General features: G+C 73.8%; 16 protein-coding genes and 1 pseudogene. 8 read left to right on the top strand and 9 right to left on the bottom strand.

What is annotated here, in order from left to right; genetic code table 11:
• A pseudogene (locus QIT00_RS24020) lies at nt 1-564 on the bottom strand (RNA-guided endonuclease TnpB family protein); the annotation flags it as partial.
• A 201-nt stretch (nt 565-765) separates the two neighbouring features.
• Here QIT00_RS24020 and QIT00_RS24015 point away from each other — a divergent pair.
• Nucleotides 766-1023 carry a hypothetical protein gene (locus QIT00_RS24015; RefSeq protein WP_282537443.1) on the top strand — a complete coding sequence of 86 codons (258 nt, stop codon included), beginning with the start codon at nt 766-768 and terminating at the stop codon, nt 1021-1023.
• 423 nt (nt 1024-1446) lie between these two features.
• Here the strand turns inward: QIT00_RS24015 and QIT00_RS24010 are convergent, their stop codons facing one another.
• Entirely contained in the window at nt 1447-2586 is a 1140-nt protein-coding gene (locus QIT00_RS24010; protein WP_282537442.1) for an NAD(P)/FAD-dependent oxidoreductase, read from the bottom strand.
• Between the two features lie 98 nt (nt 2587-2684).
• Entirely contained in the window at nt 2685-3764 is a 1080-nt protein-coding gene (locus tag QIT00_RS24005) for a phosphatidylinositol-specific phospholipase C domain-containing protein (RefSeq protein ID WP_282537441.1), read from the bottom strand.
• 290 nt (nt 3765-4054) lie between these two features.
• Here QIT00_RS24005 and QIT00_RS24000 point away from each other — a divergent pair, with 290 nt between their 5' ends.
• Together QIT00_RS24000 and QIT00_RS23995 are read left to right on the top strand one after the other, a co-directional pair.
• Nucleotides 4055-5062, top strand: coding sequence for a LacI family DNA-binding transcriptional regulator (locus tag QIT00_RS24000; RefSeq protein ID WP_282537440.1), 1008 nt, complete (start codon nt 4055-4057; stop codon nt 5060-5062).
• A 117-nt stretch (nt 5063-5179) separates the two neighbouring features.
• The gene (locus QIT00_RS23995) at nt 5180-6109 is read left to right on the top strand and encodes a carbohydrate kinase family protein (RefSeq protein WP_282537439.1); all 930 of its coding nucleotides are present in this window, start codon (nt 5180-5182) and stop codon (nt 6107-6109) included.
• Nucleotides 6110-6335: 226 nt separating this feature from the next.
• Here the strand turns inward: QIT00_RS23995 and QIT00_RS23990 are convergent, their stop codons facing one another.
• From QIT00_RS23990 to QIT00_RS23980, 3 genes are all read right to left on the bottom strand, one after another.
• Nucleotides 6336-7094, bottom strand: coding sequence for an aquaporin (locus tag QIT00_RS23990; RefSeq protein WP_282537438.1), 759 nt, complete (start codon nt 7092-7094; stop codon nt 6336-6338).
• Nucleotides 7095-7361: 267 nt separating this feature from the next.
• Complete coding sequence (locus QIT00_RS23985; RefSeq protein WP_282537437.1) at nt 7362-8882, bottom strand: amino acid permease; 1521 nt, start codon at nt 8880-8882, stop codon at nt 7362-7364.
• Between the two features lie 53 nt (nt 8883-8935).
• Nucleotides 8936-9940 (bottom strand): hypothetical protein, encoded by a 1005-nt coding sequence (locus QIT00_RS23980; protein WP_282537436.1) that lies wholly within the window; start codon nt 9938-9940, stop codon nt 8936-8938.
• Nucleotides 9941-10286: 346 nt separating this feature from the next.
• Here QIT00_RS23980 and QIT00_RS23975 point away from each other — a divergent pair, with 346 nt between their 5' ends.
• Genes QIT00_RS23975 through QIT00_RS23965 form a run of 3 tightly spaced genes read left to right on the top strand, consistent with a single transcriptional unit; the run spans nt 10287 to nt 14469 of the window.
• Entirely contained in the window at nt 10287-11714 is a 1428-nt protein-coding gene (locus tag QIT00_RS23975) for an FGGY family carbohydrate kinase (RefSeq protein WP_282537453.1), read from the top strand.
• The gene (locus tag QIT00_RS23970) at nt 11711-13150 is read left to right on the top strand and encodes an FAD-dependent oxidoreductase (RefSeq protein ID WP_282537435.1); all 1440 of its coding nucleotides are present in this window, start codon (nt 11711-11713) and stop codon (nt 13148-13150) included. Before QIT00_RS23975 ends, QIT00_RS23970 begins: the two co-directional genes overlap by 4 nt.
• Nucleotides 13151-13170: 20 nt before the next feature.
• Nucleotides 13171-14469 (top strand): NAD(P)/FAD-dependent oxidoreductase, encoded by a 1299-nt coding sequence (locus tag QIT00_RS23965; RefSeq protein WP_282537434.1) that lies wholly within the window; start codon nt 13171-13173, stop codon nt 14467-14469.
• Nucleotides 14470-14480: 11 nt separating this feature from the next.
• Here the strand turns inward: QIT00_RS23965 and QIT00_RS23960 are convergent, their stop codons facing one another.
• Nucleotides 14481-14912, bottom strand: coding sequence for a hypothetical protein (locus tag QIT00_RS23960; RefSeq protein WP_282537433.1), 432 nt, complete (start codon nt 14910-14912; stop codon nt 14481-14483).
• Between the two features lie 675 nt (nt 14913-15587).
• On the opposite strand from QIT00_RS23960, the gene QIT00_RS23955 reads away from it, so the two are divergent.
• Nucleotides 15588-16904 (top strand): DUF1266 domain-containing protein, encoded by a 1317-nt coding sequence (locus QIT00_RS23955; protein WP_282537432.1) that lies wholly within the window; start codon nt 15588-15590, stop codon nt 16902-16904.
• 355 nt (nt 16905-17259) lie between these two features.
• The gene (locus QIT00_RS23950; protein WP_282537431.1) at nt 17260-18207 is read left to right on the top strand and encodes a TauD/TfdA dioxygenase family protein; all 948 of its coding nucleotides are present in this window, start codon (nt 17260-17262) and stop codon (nt 18205-18207) included.
• Between the two features lie 74 nt (nt 18208-18281).
• On the opposite strand, the gene QIT00_RS23945 is transcribed toward QIT00_RS23950, so the two are convergent.
• Together QIT00_RS23945 and QIT00_RS23940 are read right to left on the bottom strand one after the other, a co-directional pair.
• A complete protein-coding gene (locus QIT00_RS23945; protein ID WP_282537430.1) occupies nt 18282-19118 on the bottom strand; it encodes a DUF4097 family beta strand repeat-containing protein in 837 nt (278 codons plus the stop codon).
• A 58-nt stretch (nt 19119-19176) separates the two neighbouring features.
• Nucleotides 19177-19698, bottom strand: a complete 522-nt coding sequence (locus QIT00_RS23940) for a hypothetical protein (RefSeq protein ID WP_282537429.1) — start codon at nt 19696-19698, stop codon at nt 19177-19179.
• Nucleotides 19699-19809: the final 111 nt, after the last annotated feature.

Below are 19809 nucleotides of genomic sequence, written 5' to 3'. Positions count from 1 at the left end.
GGCCGTGGTCACGAACGAGGCATACCAGTGCCCGACGCTGTCCCGGTACACGCGCACGCTGGACGGCGCCCCGGGCAGCTCCCGCGACCACACCGGCCGCACCACGACCCCGCCCGCCAGATGCAAGCGACCGTCCTTCAACCGGAAGCCGCACTTCGTGTAGTTCAGCGTCGGCTCCGCTTCGCGCTTCTTCTTGAAACGGGGCATCCCCGCCCGCTGCCGCACCGGCAGCCGGCCGTCGATGTCCTTCAACGCTTTGGCGCGGGACTTGCCGAAGTCACGGATGAGCTGCTGCTGAGGAACCGACGCACCCTCACGCAGCCACGGTGCACCCTTGCGGGCCTCGGTCAGCATCCGGTCCAGCCGGGCCGGACCACACGCCAGCCTCTCACCGCTCGCTTTCGCGGCCTGGTGCACGGCCTTGGACGTCGCGACGCACTCGTTCCAGACCCAACGGCACCGGTCCCACTCGGCTTCCAGCGCGCGCCGCGCCGAACGCGACAGGCGCAGACGATACGTATACCGAGCACACCCGGCACCATCCGCCTTCGCCCCCACCGTCATACACATCAACCTATTTGGAAGGGCCGACAGTTGGGCCCCATCGGTCCTTGCCGTGCTCCTCCGCACGGGCGCCGACGGTGGACGCCGAATCGCCCTGGCGGCGATTCAACTCTCCCTGCCCTGCTCCGCAGGTGTCCGATTCCTCCCCGCCCTAAAGGACGGGGCATCCTCGGAGTAACCCGGTGAACGGGGAGTTGGAGCGTGCGCGAGCACCAGCGTGGGGCGGGGCGCCGGGGCGGTGAGGGGCGCGTACGGGCTCCCGTGGCGCTGGTCGGACGGGACACGGAGCTGGCGACGGTGCGCCGGCTGCTCGCCTCGGGTCGGCTCCTCAGCGTCGTCGGCGCGGCCGGTGTCGGTGTCGGCAAGAGCAGCGTCGCCCGCGCCGCGGCGACCCGGCCGAGGGCCTGCGGGACATCAGGGGCGCGCTGCGGGACCCGGCCGCGCAGCGCGATCTGCTGATCCGCTGCCTCGGGCAGTACGGCCTCGCCCTGGTCGACCACCTCACCGGCCGCCGCAGCCGTGCCTGGTGCCGCGCCCACCGCGTCCTCGCCCAGGCCGTCTCGCTCGGTTGCCCGGCGGCGGTGTGCGCCATCCAGCATCTGCTGCAGGACGTGGAACGCGGCACGGACGGTACGGTGCCGCGTCCCACGGGGCTGTTGTGCGAGGCGGCGGCGGGGAGTTGGTGAGGGCGGGGCGGGGCGGGGCAGGCGTCGGTGCCTGTCGTCGGCCGTGGCGGGCCCGGTGGCGGTCACCGGTCCTGGTGGGCCCGGTGGCTGGCAGCGGTCCTGGCGGGCCCGGTGGTGTCAGCAGCAGGGACGGCCCGGTGGTGTCAGCAGTGACAGCCCCGGTGGGCGTCAGCTGCCGTCACGGGACCCGTGGCTGTCACAGGCGGTGGCGGCCGGCGCTTCCGACCCGCTCGCAGACCTCGCGCTCGTCCCGCGCGGAGAACGGGGCGTACGAGCCACGGGGCGGGGCGGAGGCGGCGCCGACCGGGGCGAGTTCGGGCTCGGCGCCCACCGGGGCGGGTCCGGGTTCGGCGGCCGCGCGGCGTTCCGCCACCGCCGCCCGGGTGTCCTCGGCGATCAGGTCGGCGTTGACCGCCGCCCCGGCCCGCAGGCCCGCGGCCGCCGCGACCATCACCTGGCCGCTGACCTCGACCACGTTGCCCGCCGCCCACACGCCCGGTACGGCCGTCTTCCCCAGCGGGTCGGCCGGGATGTGGCGGCCGACGACCGTGCCCTGGACGACCTGCTCGGCGAGTTCGAGGCCGAGCGGCGTGAGCCACTCCGCGCGGGCGTTCATCCGGGTCGCGACGGCCAGGGCCGCGATGTCGAACACCCGGCCCGAGTCGAGCCGCACCCCGGCAAGGCGGCCGTCGGCCCGCACCAGCTCGTGGACCGTGCCGTCCACCACGGCGATGCCGCGCGCCGCCAACTGCTCGTACTGCTCGTCGTCCGGCTCGGGGCCGGTGTGCAGGAAGAGCGTCACGTCGTCGCTCCACTGCCGCCACAGCAGCGCCTGGTGCACGGCGAGCGGCCCGGTCGACAGGACGCCGATGCGCTGGTCCCGCACCTCCCAGCCGTGGCAGTACGGGCAGTGCAGCACGTCCGAGCCCCACAGCTCCGCGACCCCCGGCACCTGCGGCAGCCCGTCGACCAGACCCGTCGTCACGAGGAGCCGCCGGGCCCGTACGGCGGTGCCGTCCGCGAGGGCCACCAGGAAGCCGGAGCCGTCGCGCTCGGCGGAGACCACCTCGCCCGTGCGCACCTCCGCGCCGTAGCGGCGGATCTCCTCGCGGCCGTCGGCCATCAGCTCGCTGGGCGGGGTGCCCTCCCGGCCCAGGTAGACGTGCACGCCGTCGGAGGGCGCGTTGCGCGGCCGGCGCGAATCGATCACCAGGACCGAGCGCCGCGCCCGGCTCAGCGCGAGGGCCCCGCTCAGGCCCGCGGCTCCGCCGCCGACCACCACGGCGTCGTACACCTTTGCTTCGACCGTCGTGTCGGTCGTGGCTGCCTCGTTCATCGCCGTACTCCTTCGGCTCGTCGTCCCAGTGCGGTCAGAGTGCGCCCGGCCGTACGATCTTGACAAACCTTGTTGCCGAGACGGCAAATGCAGGCCCGTTACGAGGCGGTGCCCCGGCCCACCACCATCGCGAGGACCCGCGGCAACGGGTACCAGTCCGACGACACCACGCTCGCGTGCCGCCCCGCCAGCTCGACGACCCGGTCACGGGCCGCGGACTCCGGCGGGTTCACGCCGTCGATCGCGGGCGGCACGTTGTGCGCGTCCGTCATGACCAGGAGATAGCCGTGCCGCGCGTACCAGCCCGTGTCGATCGGGCCGTTCGCGTACGCCGACGCGTCCCCGTCGAAGACGACGAACCATGGCCGCAGCGAGGCGTCCTCGTACCGGCCGCGCGGATCGCCGGACTCCGCCGTGTGCACCGCGGGGAACGCGCCCGCCTCGCCGAGCCGGCCGGCCGCCGCCAGATCCCGCAGATGCGTCGCGTACTCGCGGTCCGTCCACAGCGAGTCCGCCGGGTTGCCCTCCTCGACCGTGCCGGGGATCAGCTCGACCACGAACTTCCCCGCCAGCGCTTCCCGTTCGGGCCAGCCCTCGGCCCGTACCGCGTCGTCGAGGGTCGCGTGCCCGCCCGCCAGGTCGCCCGGACGGTACAGGGCGTCGCCCAGCTTCGCCGAGAGCAGCGCGTCGAGATCCCCGGGGCCGCGCCCGTGCCTGCCCTGGAAGCCGTCCTTCAGCTCCATCTTGATCAGTACGGGCCGGTGCCCGGGCTGCGCCTCGTGCCACGCGCGCATGTCGGCCAGGCAGCCGCCGAGGTCCTGGTCGCGCGCCTTGGTGCGCAGCTCCGCCGGGCTCGACGCGTTCTCGCAGTTGTTGTCGTTGCCCACCGGGTTGTCGTGCGAGACCCGCCAGGAGGGGCCGAACGCATTGGTCCACACGTCGAGTTCGAGCATCGCCGCGCCCGAGTCGAGCGCATCGGCGAAGTACGGGTACGAGCCCTTCTCGTACGCGTTGTGGACCCCGACCCCGGTCGTCGCGCCGTACGAGCCGGCCGCCCGCTCGGCTCCCTGCGCCTGCGTGCCGGCCGCCGGTCCGAGGCCGAGCCCGGCGGCCACGCCTAAGGCGAGCAGAGCCCGCAGAGCCCGTCCGGCCCCTGTTCCCCCTGATGTCCGTGTCATGCCGATCCTCCGTCCCGGCCGCCCAGGCGGCACCCTGACATGGCCCAACGTGGCGGAACTGTAAGGGAGTTGGGTGACGAGAGCCATGCCCGCGGCCGGACGGGGGCGGGGCGGGGGTGGCGTGGGGGTGGGGTCAGGCGCGGGAAGTGGCGGCCTCGAGGGTAAACGATTGCGTAAACGTTTACGTCTCAGGTTTCATGAGGTAGGTTCGGGCCCCCGGCCGAGAGGGCGGAAGGGCCGATCGGGACGGTGGAAGGGTCGATCGGGACGGTGGAAGGGCCGGGAGAGCTGTGGCGACGATGGTGGATGTGGCGCGGCGCGCGGGCGTGTCCGTGGCCACGGTGTCGCATGTCGTCAACGAGACGCGGCCGGTGCGGCCCGCCACCCGCGCGGCGGTCGTGGCCGCGATCGACGAACTCGGCTACACCCACAACACGTTGGCCCGCTCCCTGGTGACCTCGCGTACGCACTCGATCGGGCTCTCGGTGTCGGCGACGGCCAACCCGTACTTCACGGACATCCTGCGCGGTGTCGAGTCCAGCGCCCTGGAGCACGGCTACAGCCTGCTGATCGCCGACCCGCACGACGACCCCGAGCACGAGCTGCGGGCCGTGAAGCTGCTGCACGAGCGGCGCGTGGACGGACTCGTCGTCGCGCCGTCCGCCCGGCCCGACGCGCTCCTCGACTACATACGGCGCACCGCGCTGCCCACAGTGTTCCTCGACCGGCTCGTGGGGGACGGCCACGACCAGGTGTGCGCCGAGAACGAGGAGCCGGTCGCCCTCCTCGTCACGCATCTCGCCGCGGCGGGACACCGCAGGATCGCCCTGGTCGCGGGCGCGCCCGGCCTCTCCACGACCACGGAGCGCATCGCGGGCCACCGCAGCGGACTCGACCGCGCGGGCCTGCCGTACGACCCGGCCCTGGTGGTCGGCGGCGAGTCGAGCGCCGAGGGGGCCGAGCGGGCCACGGGCGAGCTGCTCGCCCTCGACCGCTCGCCCACCGCCCTGGTCACCGCCAACAACACGATGACGATCGGCGCGCTGCGGGCCCTGCGCTCGGCGGGGCTCGAGGTGCCGGACGACATGGCGCTCGCCGGGTTCGACGACTTCGCCTGGGCGGACGTGTTCGAGCCCCGGCTGACCGTGGTGGACCAGCCCAGCCGCGAGATCGGCGCCACGGCCCTGCGCCTGCTCGTCGACCGGCTCACCGAACCTCAACGGGCCCCGCGCACCGTCCGGTTGCCCTGCGCCTTCGTCCACCGAGAGTCCTGCGGCTGCGGGCCGGACGGGGCGTGACACGGCTCCCGGCACGAGCCCCCGCCCCGTCTCGTCCCGTCTCGTCCTGTCTCCTCCTGTCCCGTCCCGCTCAGCCTCGCCTCCGTCCACCCGTACTGCCACCAGAAAGGCCAGCTCATGATCGTCGTCGCCGGCGAAGCCCTCATCGACCTCGTCCCCGCGGGGCCCGCCGCCGAGGACGAGCTGCCCGCGCTGCTGCCCAAGCGGGGCGGCGGCCCGTACAACACGGCCGTCGCGCTCGGTCGGCTCGGCTCGCCGGTGGCGTTCTGCTCGCGGCTCTCCACCGACCACTTCGGTACGGCGCTGCTCGGCGGGCTCGCCGCGGACGGGGTCGACACCTCGCTCGTGCAGCGCGGTGACGAGCCGACCACGCTGGCCGTCGCCCATGTCGCCGCCGACGGATCGGCCTCCTACAGCTTCCACGTCGAGGGCGCCGCCGACCGCCTCTTCGCCCTGCCCGCCGCGCTGCCTGAGGCCACGCGCGCGGTGTCGTTCGGGACGTGTTCGCTCGTCCTGGAGCCGGGCGCGAGCGCGTACGAGGCGCTGATGCGGCGGGAGTCGGAGCGGGGCACGTTCACGGCGCTCGACCCGAACATCCGGGCCGGGCTGATCGCCGACCCGGACGCGTACCGGGACCGGTTCCGCGCCTGGCTGCCGTACGTGTCGCTGCTCAAGCTGTCCGAGGAGGATGCGGTGTGGCTGGCGCGGTCGGACGATCTCGTCGCGGCGGCGAAGGGGTGGTTGGGGCTCGGGCCGTCGGCGGTGGTGCTCACGCGCGGCGGTGACGGGCTTACGGCGCTGACGCGTGCGAGTGGCCGGATCGATGTGCCCGGCGTGCCGGTGGAGGTCGTGGACACGATCGGGGCGGGCGACACGGTCAACGCGGCGCTGCTGCACCGTCTCGACCGGCACGGTGCGCTGACGGGTCCGGGTGCGGAACTCGGTGCGGAGCAGTGGCGGGACGTGCTGGGGTATGCGGCGAGGGCGGCTGCCCTCACCTGCTCGCGGGCGGGGGCGGAGCCGCCGTATGTGGGGGAGTTGGGGTAGGGGGTTCTCCCCTTCCTGCCCCTTCCCGGCTGTGTCCGATATGCAGCTGGCGCCGCGTGGCTGCCGTCGGCTTCGTCGTTCGGCTGCGGCGCCGTCGTGGCTGGTCGCGCCCACGCGGCGGACCCGCAAATGTCACAGCCCCGGGCCCCTTAAGAACCAGCCCCTCCGGGCCGGAGCCCCAGTTCGGGAAGGGGCGGGGTGGGAAGAAGCGCCGCAGGGCCCCCGCCTACTCCGCCGGGAGGGCCGGGCTGACGGGTGGGTCCGGTGGCGGCGGGGTGCCGCGGGTCGGGCCGAACAGGAGTGTCCCGAGCGCCACCCCGATGACGCCGCCCGCGAGTTGGGCCGCGACGAAGCCCGGCAGGGACGCGGGGGAGATGCCGGTGAAGGAGTCCGTGAAGGCGCGGCCGATCGTGGCCGCCGGGTTCGCGAAGGAACCGGACGAGGTGAACCAGATCGCCGCCGCGATGTACGCCGCCACCGCGACCGGCGTGAGCTGGGGGCGGCCGATGCGGGTCAGGCCGTAGATCAGCAGGACCAGGCCCGCGGTGGCGACGACCTCGCCGAGGAGCAGGCGGTCGCCGATGCGCGCCTGCGTCGACCAGGCGATCCTGGCCCGCCCGAACATCGCCTCCGCGAGCAGCGCGCCCACCACCGCGCCCGCGGCCTGGGCCGTGACGTACGCGGCGGCGTCCCGGGCGCGCGGGCCCGAGCCGTCGTGCCGCCCCGCCCACCAGGCGGCCAGGGTCACCACGGGGTTGAGGTAGCCGCCGGAGACCGGTCCGAACAGGACGATGAGCAGGCCGAGTCCGATGGCCGAGGCCAGTGAGTTGGCAAGGAGCTGTACGCCGATGTCGGCGCTGAGCGCGGTGGCCTGGATGCCGGAGCCCACGACGATGGCCACGAGCGACGCGGTGCCGATGAGTTCGGCGGCGGCTCGTCTGACCAGCGGGGCGGAGCCGTGGGGCAGCGGGGCAGGGCTGTGCAAGGCCTCTCCTTCCAAGGGTGCGCGGAATGCCGTCGGTGCACGGGATGGTCACCTGCTGCGCGATATAGCGGAAAATATATTCCGCAGTTCGGAACCGCGCCAGATGGGCGGGAAGGAGTGGCTGGTGTGGTGCGGTCAGTGGCCGGTGTCGAGCGCGCAGGCACACACCGTCGACTCGGGCGCCGACTGGTCGCCCTGCGGGCTCGTTCTCAATCGCCGGAGGGGCTGAGAATTCAGCCCCTCCGGTGATTGAGTAGCTCGAACAGCTCAGACGATGCTCTCCGAGATCTCCGCCTGCTCCCGCTCCGAGCCGTACGCCGAGGGCGTGCTGTACGAGCCGCGGGCGGCGAACCACCAGGCGGTGGCGAGGATCAGGACGACGGCCAGGGCGATGGACGCGTAGTTCATCGAGTCGGCCGTCACCGGGGCGGACTGCGGCAGGCAGAACAGGATCGTCACGAAGCCCACCCAGAAAACCGCGACCCAGCCGATCGGCTTGCTCCACCGGCCCAGGTTCCACGGCCCCGGCGTGAACCGGTCGCCCGCGCGCAGCCGCAGGAAGATCGGGATGGCGTACGCGGGCGTGATGCCGATGACGTTGATGGCCGTGACGGCGCCGTACGCGGTCGCCGAGTACAGGGAGGGCGCCGCGATCAGGGCGGCGAGGCCGACGGAGAGCCACACCGCCGGGACCGGGGTCTGGTTGCGCGGGCTGACCTTGCGCCACAGCGCTGAACCGGGCAGCGCGTTGTCCCGGCTGAAGGCGAACACCATGCGGCTGGCGGCGGCCACCTCGGCGTTGCCGCAGAAGAGCTGGGCCACGATCACCACGAGCAGCAGGCCCGTCGCCCCGGTCGTACCGACGGCGTCGATCATGATCTGGGCGGGCGGGACGTCGGCCGCGGCGGTCTTCTCGTAGTCCTGGATGGCGAAGGTCAGGCCCGCGAGGAGGACGAAACCGGCGATCCAGGAGGCCCAGATGGCCCGCACGATGCCGCGCGCCGCCGACACCGAGGCGTTCGAGGTCTCCTCCGACAGGTGCGCGGAGGCGTCGTAGCCGGAGAACGTGTACTGGGCGAGCAGCAGGCCGATGGCCGCGACGTACAGCGGGTTGTCCCAGCCGGTGTCGTTGACGAAGTGGCCGAACACCTCGCCCGGGGTGCGGTGGCTGTCCGGGGCGATGATCAGGACGCCGACGATCAGCGCGACGCCGGCCACGTGCCACCACACGCTGATCGAGTTGAGCAGGCTGACAAGGCGGACGTCGAACAGGTTGAGCAGGGCGTGCACGAGCAGGATGCACAGGAAGATCACGAAGGTGGAGCCCGGCGTGGCCTGGAAGCCGAACTGCAGGTCGAGCAGCGCGCCCGTGAAGAGCGCGGCGCCGTAGTCGATGCCCGCGATCGCGCCGAGCAGACCGAGCAGATTCAGCCAGCCCGTGTACCAGCCCCAGCGGCGCCCGCCGAGCCGGTCCGCCATGTAGTAGAGCGCGCCGGACGTCGGGTACGCGCTCGTCACCTCGGCGAGCGCGAGGCCGACGCACAGCACGAACAGGCCGACGCCCGCCCAGCCCCACATCATCACCGCGGGGCCGCCGGTGCCGAGGCCGAAGCCGTACAGCGTCATGCAGCCCGACAGGATCGAGATCACGGAGAAGCTGATCGCGAAGTTGCCGAAGCCGCCCATGCGGCGGGCCAGGACCGGCTGGTAGCCGAGCTCCCTCAGCCGGGCTTCCTCGTCCCGCACCTGCGGGGGCGGTGCGGATTTCGACAGGGTGGGGCGGGACACGCGCGTACCTCCGGAGGGGGACAGGGTGAGGTGGGGATCGGGCGGTGTGCGGGTCAGGGGCGGTCGCGGCCCCCGCGTCCGACGGCGGCCCGGCAGCGGGAGCGGGCCTGGACGAACAGGTCGGCCGCCGCCTCGGACGAACCGGGGGAGGTGGTGCGGTACGACCAGGGGATGACCGTGAAGTACGGGTCGAGGGCGTCGAACACCCGGAGCGCGTCGTGGAACTGGTGCGCGCCCCACAACGCGTGCGCGAGGTGGCCCAGGTCGAGCAGCGACCGCGTGTCCGGCGCGGAGTGGTCGAACCACAGGCGCAGCGCGTGCACCGCGCCCCGGGTCGCCTCCTCGGAGATCCAGTGCAGGTCGAGGGCGCGCTCGTGGCCGCCCTCGCGGCGGTAGCGCTCCACGCGCGCGTAGAGCGGGAGTACGTGCAGGGCGGAGCCCGCGGGGGCCGAAGAAGCCGCCCACTGGACGAAGTTGACGGCCGCCGTCATCGAGGCGCCGGGCCGGTGCTGGTACGCGAACTGCAGCATCCGGTGGTACGCCTCGCGGTTGCCGGGGTCCCGCTTGTCGGCCTGGGCGAGGAGCTGCCAGGGGCCGTCGAAGAGCATCGGCTCGGGCGCCGGAAGGCGGTGCTCCGCCCAGTGCCTGCCCTCGTCGAGCTGGGCGAGCGCAAGCAGCCCGATCCACGGCACCGGGTCCTCGGGGGAGGCGTGCGAGGCGTGCCGGCAGGCCTCGGCCGCCTCGCGCCACAGTTCGGCGGTGCGCTGGTGGCCCGAGCGGTGGGCGCGCAGGGCCCGTTCGACCGCCACGCGCGCGTGGAGCACGGTCAGGACGACGCTGTACGGTTCCTCGGCGCGCCACGCCAGCAGGACGTCGGAGCCGGCCGCCGCCGTGGCGAGGATCTGCGTGCGCTGGGTCCACACGCCCCAGTCGGCGGTCTCGGCGAGCAGGGTGCGGGTCGACACCCAGCGGCCCGCCCTGAGGTCCTCAAGGACGGCGCGCAGGGCGGCGTCGTGCCCGGCTGGGTGGTACACCGGGCGGGCGGGCGGCATAGGCATGAATCCTCTGGTCAACCCCTCTTCCCCGAGGGCGGGCAGGACCGGGCGCGGGCCGTCCGTGCAACGTCGCGCGAACTCCCGTACGGCAGAGCCTGGTTGGTCGGCGATCAGTGTAGAGCGGAAGGTTCCGATTCTGGCCGGGTCGGGGAAACTGTCTTGATCGAATCCGTCAAGTACGGGGCCAGGCATGAACGAACGGGGTGCGGGGCAGGGTCTCTTGACTGGGCCGCGAACCCTGTTGCACGCTGCCGCGGTGATCACAGCCGACCGCGCAGCACATGCCGACCGCGCAGCACATGCCGACCGCGCAGCACATGCCGACCGCGCAGCACAGCCCGACCGCCCGGTGCTCGCCGTCGACCAGGGCACCTCCGGCACGAAAGCCCTCGTCGTCTGCCCGGAGCGCGGCGTGATCGGCACCGGCTCCGCGCCCGTGCGCCCCCGCCATCTGCCCGGCGGGCTCTGCGAGGTCGACCCCGCCGAGCTGTTCGACTCCGTCGTCACGGCTGGCCGCGCGGCCCTCGCCGACGCGGGCGAACCCGTCGCCGCCGTCGGACTCGCCAACCAGGGCGAGACGGTCCTCGCCTGGGACCGGGACACGGGTGAGCCGCTCACCGACGCCGTCGTCTGGCACGACCGCAGAGCCGCCCCGCTCTGCGAGGAACTCGCCCCGTACGCCGACGAGTTGCGGCACCTCACCGGCCTGCCCCTCGACCCCTACTTCGCGGCGCCCAAGATGGTGTGGATCCGCCGCCACCGCACCCGCCACGGCGCCGTGACCACCAGCGACGCCTGGCTCGTGCACCGGCTCACCGGCGCCTTCGTCACCGACGCCGCCACCGCGGGCCGCACCCAGCTCCTCGACCTCGACACGGTCACCTGGTCGCCGCGCGCCCTCGACCTCTTCCAACTCGCCGACGAGCCCCTGCCCCGGGTCGTCGACGCCGCCGGACCCGTCGGCACCACCACCGCCTTCGGGCCCGAACTCCCGCTCACCGGGCTGCTCGTGGACCAGCAGGCCGCCCTCCTCGCCCAGGACGTCACCGAGCCCGGCGGCGCCAAGTGCACCTACGGCACCGGCGCGTTCCTGCTCGCCCCGACCGGCGAGAGGCCGCGCCGGGGCGGATCCGGCCTGGTCAGCTGCGTGGCCTGGCGCCTCGACGGCCGCAGCAGCTACTGCCTCGACGGCCAGGTCTACACGGCCGCGTCGGCGGTGCGCTGGCTCACCGAACTCGGCGTCATCGGGGGCGCGTCGGACCTGGACCCGGTCGGCCGACGCGTCCCGGACGCGGGCGGCGTCACGTTCGTGCCCGCCCTCGCCGGGCTCGCCGCGCCCTGGTGGCGGGGCGACGTCCGCGGCTCCCTCACCGGGCTCGGCCTCGACACCACCCCCGGCCATGTCGTACGCGCCCTCTGCGAGGGCATCGCCGCGCAGGTCGTCCAGCTCACCGACGCCGTCGCCGCCGACCTCGGCACCCCGCTGCGGTCCCTGCGCGTCGACGGCGGCCTCACCCGCTCGGCCCTCCTCATGCAGACCCAGGCCGACCTCCTCCAACTCCCCGTCGAAGTCGCCGAGTTGCCCGACGCCACCGCGCTCGGCGCGGCCGCCGTCGCCCGCATCGGCCTGAACCCGAAGCTCACTCCCGGCGAGGTCGTCCCGCGCCGCGCGGGCGGCACCGTGTACGAGCCGCGGATCGGCGCCGACGAGGCCGCGCACCGCCTCGGCCGCTTCCGCGAGGCCGTCGCGGCACTCGTCGAACGGAGCCCGGCGTGAACGCCCCGGCGGCCGAGGGCCGCGTCACCCGCTACGGGCCCCTCCAGGACTCTGCCGCGTACGACGTCGTGGTCATCGGCGCCGGTGTCGTAGGCGCCGGCATCGCCCGCGAACTCGCCCGCCACCGGCGCGTTCGCGTCGCGCTCGTGGAGGCGTCCCACGACGTCGGCGACGGCACGTCCAAGGCCAACACCGCGATCCTGCACACCGGGTTCGACGCCACCCCCGGCACCCTGGAGGCCCGACTCGTCCGCGAGGGCCATGCCCTGCTCGGTGCGTACGCGGCCGAGTGCGGCATCCCTGTCGAACCCGTCGGCGCGCTCCTCGTCGCCTGGGACGAGGACCAGCTCGCCGCCCTTCCCGGCCTCGCCGCCAAGGCCGCCAGGAACGGCTACGAGGCGGCCCGGGTCGTCGACGCCGACGCGCTGTACGCCCGCGAACCCCACCTCGGTCCCGGGGCCCTCGGCGCGCTCGCGGTGCCGGACGAGTCGATCATCTGCCCGTTCACCACCCCGCTCGCCTACGCGACCCAGGCCGTACGCGCGGGCGTGGACCTGCACCTCAACTCCCGCCTACAGCACGTCACATGGGCGGAAGGCGAAGGGGTGGGCGGCCACACCCTGCACACCGAACGCGGCCCGCTGCACGCCCGCTGGCTCGTCAACGCGGCCGGTCTGCACGCCGACACCGTCGACCGCATGCTCGGCCGCACGACCTTCACCGTCACCCCGCGCCGCGGCCAGCTCGTCGTCTTCGACAAGCCCGCCCGCGCCCTCGTACACCACATCCTGCTGCCGGTGCCCACGGCGCTCGGCAAGGGCGTCCTCGTGGCGCCCACCGTCTTCGGCAACGTGCTGCTCGGCCCGACCGCCGAGGACCTCCACGACAAGACCGCCACCCACTCCACCGAACAGGGCCTGAGCGCGCTGCACACCCAGGGCGCCCGGATCCTCCCCGAACTCCTGGAGGAAGAGGTCACCACGGTCTACGCGGGCCTGCGCGCGGCCACCGAGGAGGACGACTACCGCATCGACTCCTGGGCGGAGCAGCGGTACGTGACGGTCGGCGGCATCCGCTCCACCGGCCTCACCGCCTCCCTCGCGATCGCCGCCCACGTCACCGGCCTCCTCGCCGAAGCTGGCCTCGACCTCGGTACGCCGACGAGCCTCCCGCCCGTCCGCATGCCGAGCCTCGGCGAACGCACCCAGCGCCCCTACCAGGACCCCGGACGCATCGCCGCCGACCCCGACTACGGCCGCATCGTCTGCCACTGCGAGCGGGTCACCCTCGGCGAGATCCGCGACGCGCTCGGCAGTACGGTGCCACCGGCGAGCCTCGAAGGCCTGCGGCGGCGGACGCGGGCGCGCGGCGGGCGGTGCCAGGGGTTTCACTGCGGGGCGGCGCTGCGGGACCTCTTCGACGGCGAACTGTCGTGACAGAGCGGGGAGTTGACACCGTGGTGAACGGGACGGGCGGGACGGGCGAGGCGGGCAGGGCCTTGGGTCGGCGGGTGCGCGAGGTCGACGTGCTGATCGTCGGGGCGGGTCCGGCCGGTCTGACCGCCGCCGAGCATCTGGCCGCCGCCGACTGCGGCACCGTCGAGGTGCTCGAACGCGAACAGCAGGCCGGTGGCGTGCCGCGCCACTGCCACCACGGGGGCTTCGGCACGCCCTGGACCAGTGGCCCGCGCTTCGCCGCCGCCCGGTCGCGTGCCGCGACCGACGCCGGAGCCGTCGTCCGCACCTCCACCACCGTCACCGGCATCCCCGAGGCCCGCACCGTCGACGTCACCGGCCCCGACGGCCTGGAGCGCATCACCGCCCGCGCCCTGGTCCTCGCCACCGGCGCCCGCGAACGCCCCCGCGCCGCCCGCCTCGTGCCCGGCACCCGCCCCGCCGGGATCCTCACCACCGGCGAACTCCAGCAGGCCGTGCACCTGTACGGGCAGTACGTCGGACGCCGAGCCGTCGTCGTGGGCACCGAGCCCGTCGCGTACGCCGCCCTCGACACGCTGCGCCGCGCGGGCGTCACCGTCGTCGCCCAGCTCACCGACCTCGACCGGCCGCAGATCCCCCCGCTGCGCGCCGCCGACGCCCGGCTCCGCCGCACCGTGCCGCTGCTCACCCGCACCACGCTCACCGAAGTGCTCGGCCGCGGCCGCCTGACCGGCGTACGCCTGCGGCACGCGGACGGCCGTACCACCCAAGTCCCCTGCGACACCCTGGTGTTCACCGGCGACTTCGTCCCGGAGGCCGAACTCGCGCGCGGCGCGGGCCTCCGCATGGACCGCGCGACCCGCGGGCCGCTCGTCGACACGGCGTTCCGCACGGACGTCCCCGGGGTCTTCGCCGTCGGCAACGTCCTGCACGCCGCGGAGACCGCCGCGACCGCCGCCGCCGAGGGACACACCGCCGCGGCGGCCGTACGGCGCCTGCTCGCCCACGAGGACCGCCCGCACGCGTTCGGTCCGCAGCTCGCAGTCGCCCCGCCGCTGCGCTGGATCACCCCGGGCCGCCTGCCGCGCGACCTCCCCGCCGACGACACGCAGCGCTTCCTCGTACGCGCAGCCGAGCCGCTGCCCGCCCGCGGCGGCGCGACGCTCACCGTCACGCAGGACGGCCGTACGCTGCACAGCGAGCGGGTGCGCGGCCCGTTGCGCACGGGCAACTCGCGTGAAATCAGCGGGTCTTGGGTGCGGGACGCCGCCCTGGACGGCGGCCCGATCCATGTCACACTCGCCGCGACGCGCCGCTGACCGTTCGGACCCTAGAGCTCCTGCTCCGTCCGAGCGATCAGCTCCCGCGCCTCCGCCTCCCGCCGGTCGTACCGCTCCGGGTACGCCGAGACCTGGACGGCCTGCGCCAGTTGGCCCGGCGTGAGTGACGGGTTCTCCTCTTCGACCGTGAGCGCCCGCGTGAAGAACTGTCGTGACGCGTACGCCACGTTCGTCACCTGCTCCGCTGAGCCCCAGCCCTGACTCGGGCGCTGCTGGAACACGCCCAGCGAGTCCTCCAGGCCGTGGTCGAGGTTCTCCATGCCCGACTCCACGAGTGCGGCCTCGAACGCCGACAACAGCACCTTGTCGTCCGCTCCGAGCTCCAGGCCCACCCGGTACACGACCACCGCCACCGCGAGATCCGGCTCCCCGGTCCCGGGACCCGGCGGCGGCCCGTCGTCGCCCGCTGCCGTGTCCTCCATGGCGCGCCCTCCCCGTTGTGCGCTGTCGTGTCACCTCGACCGTACGCACGGGAGCCCGGAGGCGGAACCCCGCCCGTGCCCCCACGCGCGGGGGCGCGTCCCACCCGGCACACATGTCACGTCCGGGAGACGCGCCCACAGGCCTGCGGGCCGCCGCTGCTTGCCGCTCTGCTCGTGCAACGGCGCACCGTGGGCGTCCTTGCCGCGAGCTCGGCGCCATGCTCGCCGGGATCAACAACCGCCCCGGCAGCCGACACGCCGCCGTCTCCCGGCTCGGATGGCCTCGGGGTGTTCCTCGGCGCCGGACGCGATCAACACGCCTCGCAAGGCTGCCAGTTGAACGCCACCTTCGCTGGACTCGGTCTGATCGGCCGCGTCTTGAGCGCGGTCGGGCCCGTCGCCTCCGCCTGCGGGCGGTACTGTGCGTCCGCGGGCGCCGCTCAGCTCTCGCCCCTGCGGCTTGCCTGCCTGGGTACGTACAGACCGGCGGGCCGCCGGTTCGACGGGGGATCGCGGCGCTATCGAACTCCCCATCCTGGCCTGGGGGTTCGGACCGCTACCGACAGCGCGGCGGGGCGATCAGTCCTTGTCCGCGTGCACTTGACGCCCGCCCCGAAGGCCCGTGCGTACGTCCGATACCGTGCCTCCGGGAGATCCGCACGGAGGGGAAACGGCATGCACACGGCCGACGGGGGCTCAGCGCAGGAACACGATGTGGTCGACGTGCGGGACGTGGACCACGACGAGGGCTTTCCGCAGATCCCCGACCCCGAGGATGGCGTCCGCTGGCTCGCCCCGACGGATGTCGAGCAGCACCTGTACCGGCTGAGCCGCCGCGACCACACGTACGCCTACCTGCGCACCCTCGCCGCCGAGGGCGTCTACTACCCCGTCTGGCGGGAGGACGCGGACGCCGCGGGCGAGGACGAGTTCCCGATGTTCACGCGCGAGCGAGACGGCAGGCTCTGGGTGCCGGTCTACACCGAGGGCCTGCTGCCCCGCCCGCACCCCGACATGGTCTTCGAGTTCGCCAACCTGGCGCGCCTCGCCCGGATCCTGCCCGCCGAGGCCGACGTCCTCATGGTCAACGCCGGCACGCCCTGCCAACTGCTGCTCGCCGTGGACGAGGAGGAGCGCGACGTCTGGTACGAGCTGGGCTGCGACCTCTTCGAGCCCGACGCCTTCGGCGACCGCGTCCTCACCCGGCGCAGCGGCAACGGTGTCCCCGACCTCGGCCCGCTCCTGCACGGCCTCGCCTGCGGCGCCCACCTCTGCTACGGCAACGGCGACGCCTGGAACACCCTGCACTGGCACGGCACCGGCTACCACAACGAGATCGAGCGGCTCAGCGAGTGGTGGGGCGTGGACAGCCGCGCCGACTGGCTGGAGATCCAGGAACGCCTCCTCACCCGCCAAGTCAGCCCCTGGTACTGGGACTTCGTGCTCGCCGCCCGCGACAAGCTGCTGCTCGCCACCCCGGGCATCGTCGAGGAGGCCGCCTGGCGCGACACCGTCGAGTCGACCCTCCGCGAACGCCTCCGACGCGGCGGCCGCGACCACCGGCCGGGCGCGGACGCCGAGTTCGACGCGTTCGTCGTCGAACTCCGCGGCCTCGTCGGCAAGATCATGCGGTACGAGGCCCGCTTCCGCGCCGACGGACTCCTCCCGCCCGGCGGCATCGTGCGCACCGTCGCGGCCTGGGACGTCGGCCGCGCCTCGAAGATGGCCCGCTGGGGCCGCGGCGCCCGCTACGCCACCGAGCCGGAGATGTACGAGGCGATCGAACGGGCCGGCGCCGGGGCGCGCGCCGCCTACCACTCGTGGGAGGAGTTCTCCGCGGGCTACGTACTCGGCCGCTGTCTGCACTTCGACGAGGAGGAGTTCGGCAGCTGGTACACCACGGTCCTCGAAGCCCACCGCGCCCTCGTCACCGACCCCGACAGCCCGTGGCTGACGGTGCCGTTCCTGGGCGGTGCCGTCCGGGGACGGTGAGCGGGGCGGGGCCGGGGCGGGCACGGCCGGGCTTGACCGCGCGGCGCCCCGGACCGCAGGATGAGTACGTGATCGCGCACCTGACCTGTACCGCAGCCCGCTCCGGCACCCTGCCGGACCGCTGCGGCTGTGCGCGCAGCGGCTTGTAGCGGACGCCTTCCCGTCCCTCGCCGCCGACGCGGCCACACCACCCCCTTCCACCGGCGGGGCGCACCGCGTCCCATCCGGGCGTTCCCCGTACCCCGTACCCCCGTATCCGCGACGCCGTGTCCTGTGACGGCTCATGCGCCACAACGGGCCGGGACGCCCGGCCGGACGTGCCGCCGCCCCGCCCTCAGCCCCCGGGAGCCCGCCGATGACGCCGACCACCACCACCCCCGCACCCGCCGCGCCCACGCTGCGCACGGCCCAGATCCCGCCGAACGGCCTCTACGAAGGCCGACGCGTGCTGCGCCGCCTGCCGGACGGCGTGGCCGAGCGGCCGTACGAACTCTTCGCTCTCGCACCGCAGTCCGCGACCATCGGCGCCGAGATCAGCGGCGTCGACCTGTCCCGGCCGCTGACGCCCGAGCTGCGCGACGAGCTCAACCGCGCGCTGCTCGAATGGAAGGTGCTGTTCTTCCGGCAGCAGCACCTCACCTCCCAGCATCAGCGCCAATTCGCCCGCAGCTGGGGCGAGTTGGAGACCAACCCGCTCCTGGAGTCGGGGGACAGCGACGACGTCGTACGCTTCGACAAGAGCGCGGGAACCACGCCCAGCTTCGAGAACGTGTGGCACACCGACGTCACCTTCCGGCCCCGGCCCGCCATGGGCGCGGTGCTGCAACTGCGCGAGGTGCCCCCGCGGGGCGGCGACACCATGTGGGCGGACATGGCCGCCGCGTACGACAACCTGCCCGAGGACGTGCGGGCGCGCATCGACCGGGCCACCGCCGAGCACGACTTCCTGCCCGGCTTCCGCCGCTTCTACGGGCCCGAGCGGCTCGCCCCGATGCAGGACGTCTTCCCGCCCGTGACCCACCCGGTGGTGCGCACCCACCCCGCGAACGGGCGCCGCATGCTGTTCGTCAACACCTCGTTCACCACCCGCGTCCACGGCCTTGAGCGCGCCGAGAGCGACGAACTCCTCCGGCTGCTCTTCCAGCAGGCGCACGTGCCCGAGTTCCAGGTGCGCTTCCGCTGGCAGGCCGGCGACATCGCCTTCTGGGACAACCGCGCCACGCAGCACTACGCCGTGAACGACTACGGGGACGCGCGACGGGTCGCGGAGCGCGTAGCGATCGCCGGGGACCGGCCGTACTGACCTTTCCGGCACGGCAGTTGACGAGTTGACGTCACGTCAGGCGCGTCTCGTACGGGGCCACTCGGCCCGGTCGCTCAGGCGCGCCTGACGACGATGTCCCCCGCACTCGTCGTCGCCCGTACCTCCACCGTCTCGTCCGTGCTCCGCGGGCCCTCCGCCGTACCGAGGGAGTTGAGGACCGAGCCGACGGCCGTGCTCACGTCCAGCCACGCCGCCGTGGACTCCCGGATGCCGACCTCCAGGTCGCCTGCCGCCGTCCGCAGCGTGATCCGGCCACGGGCCACGTCCCCGACCCGGATGTGCCCACTGGCCGACTTGGCGTCCACGGAGGCGTGCGCGACATCCACCGAGATGCGGCCGTTGGACGAGTTGGCCTTCAGGTCGCCCACCGCCTCCCCGATCACCGTGTCGCCGTTGCCGTTGCGCACCGTCGCCGCGGCGCCAAGCGTGCCGATCTCGATCCGGCCGGCGCCGTTCACCTCCGCCGCACCGTCGACCCGGCCCAGGGTGAGGTCGCCGTGGCTCGTGCGCAGCCGTGCCGTGGCCGCCTGCTGCACGTGCAGGTCGCCGAGCGAGGTCTTGAACTCGCAGTGCCCGAGCGGGCCTTCGCAGACCAGGTCGGCCATCGGGGAACCGCCCTGCAGGTCGGAGCCCGACGGCACCTCGACCGTGATGTCGAGGCTGCCCGGCCTGCCGAAGAGCGACCGCTTCCGGGGGCCCTTGACCAGCACCTTCCCGCCCGAGCAGGTCACCTTGGTCTGCTGCGCCGCCTGTACGTCGTTGTCGTCCGCGCCGTTGCGCGGCAGCACCTCCACGACGGTGTCGCGGCGCTCGCCCGCGACGATCCGTGCGGAGCCCAGGTCGAATTCCAGGGTCACCGAGACCGGTCCCGGGGTGTCGAAAGTCGGCATGGTCGTGGCCGTCCTGTCCTCGTGGCTGTGGTGGGTCTCCCGCGGTGTTCCGGGCCGGTCAGCGGACCCAGCCCGTGAACCCCTGGTGACCGCGGCCGCGCCCGCGCGCGGGGGAGTGCGCGGCGCTGCTGGTGTCCATCGCCGTGGCCACCGCCCGTACCAGCCAGGCGTTCACGGACAGGCCCTCGCGCCCCGCCGCCTCCTCGACACGCGCCTTGAGGTGCGCGGGCAGCCGGAAGTTGATGCGCGACGTGCCGCCGTCGTCCCCGTCGACCGGAGCGGGCGGCGCCACCGGAGGCGCGGGCGGCTCGGCCCTCTCCTCGTACGCCTCGGTCCCCGCCGGGGCCGTCACCACGAACTCGGGGTCGCGGCCGCGCAGCCGTACGTCGACGGAGCCCGGCGCCAGGTCCTGGGTGACCTCGGCCATCGCCGCCGACAGCGCTTCGAGCAGCGTGAGGCGGGTGGCGGACTCCAGGGGCGCGGAGAGGCGCTCGGCCAGCGCGCGGCTCTCCTCGCCGCCCGCCTCCGCGGCGACGGCGAGCTCTTGGCGGAGGTGGTCGACGTAGGGCGTGAGATCCATGGCGCCAGTATGGTGTCACGGTGGCGTCAGGACAAGTTCCCCGATGCCGTCCGCCGGTGCGATGTGGCTGGTCACGGCCGTGCCGGCGGTTCCGTGGGGATCGCGGACCGG

Source organism: Streptomyces luteolus, assembly GCF_029968015.1.
Taxonomy (GTDB): Bacteria; Actinomycetota; Actinomycetes; order Streptomycetales; family Streptomycetaceae; genus Streptomyces; species Streptomyces luteolus.
The sequence above is the reverse complement of the archived record's forward strand: the minus strand, read 5'-3'. Positions and strand labels throughout refer to the sequence as shown.

What these genes read in the sequence shown, in the direction of transcription:
- QIT00_RS24010 (WP_282537442.1), bottom strand. Translation starts at nt 2,586, where the DNA reads ATGAACGAGGCAGCCACGACCGACACGACGGTCGAAGCAAAGGTGTAC.
- QIT00_RS24005 (WP_282537441.1), bottom strand. Translation starts at nt 3,764, where the DNA reads ATGACACGGACATCAGGGGGAACAGGGGCCGGACGGGCTCTGCGGGCT.
- QIT00_RS23995 (WP_282537439.1), top strand. Translation starts at nt 5,180, where the DNA reads ATGATCGTCGTCGCCGGCGAAGCCCTCATCGACCTCGTCCCCGCGGGG.
- QIT00_RS23980 (WP_282537436.1), bottom strand. Translation starts at nt 9,940, where the DNA reads ATGCCTATGCCGCCCGCCCGCCCGGTGTACCACCCAGCCGGGCACGAC.
- QIT00_RS23960 (WP_282537433.1), bottom strand. Translation starts at nt 14,912, where the DNA reads ATGGAGGACACGGCAGCGGGCGACGACGGGCCGCCGCCGGGTCCCGGG.
- QIT00_RS23955 (WP_282537432.1), top strand. Translation starts at nt 15,588, where the DNA reads ATGCACACGGCCGACGGGGGCTCAGCGCAGGAACACGATGTGGTCGAC.
- QIT00_RS23950 (WP_282537431.1), top strand. Translation starts at nt 17,260, where the DNA reads ATGACGCCGACCACCACCACCCCCGCACCCGCCGCGCCCACGCTGCGC.
- QIT00_RS23945 (WP_282537430.1), bottom strand. Translation starts at nt 19,118, where the DNA reads ATGCCGACTTTCGACACCCCGGGACCGGTCTCGGTGACCCTGGAATTC.
- QIT00_RS23940 (WP_282537429.1), bottom strand. Translation starts at nt 19,698, where the DNA reads ATGGATCTCACGCCCTACGTCGACCACCTCCGCCAAGAGCTCGCCGTC.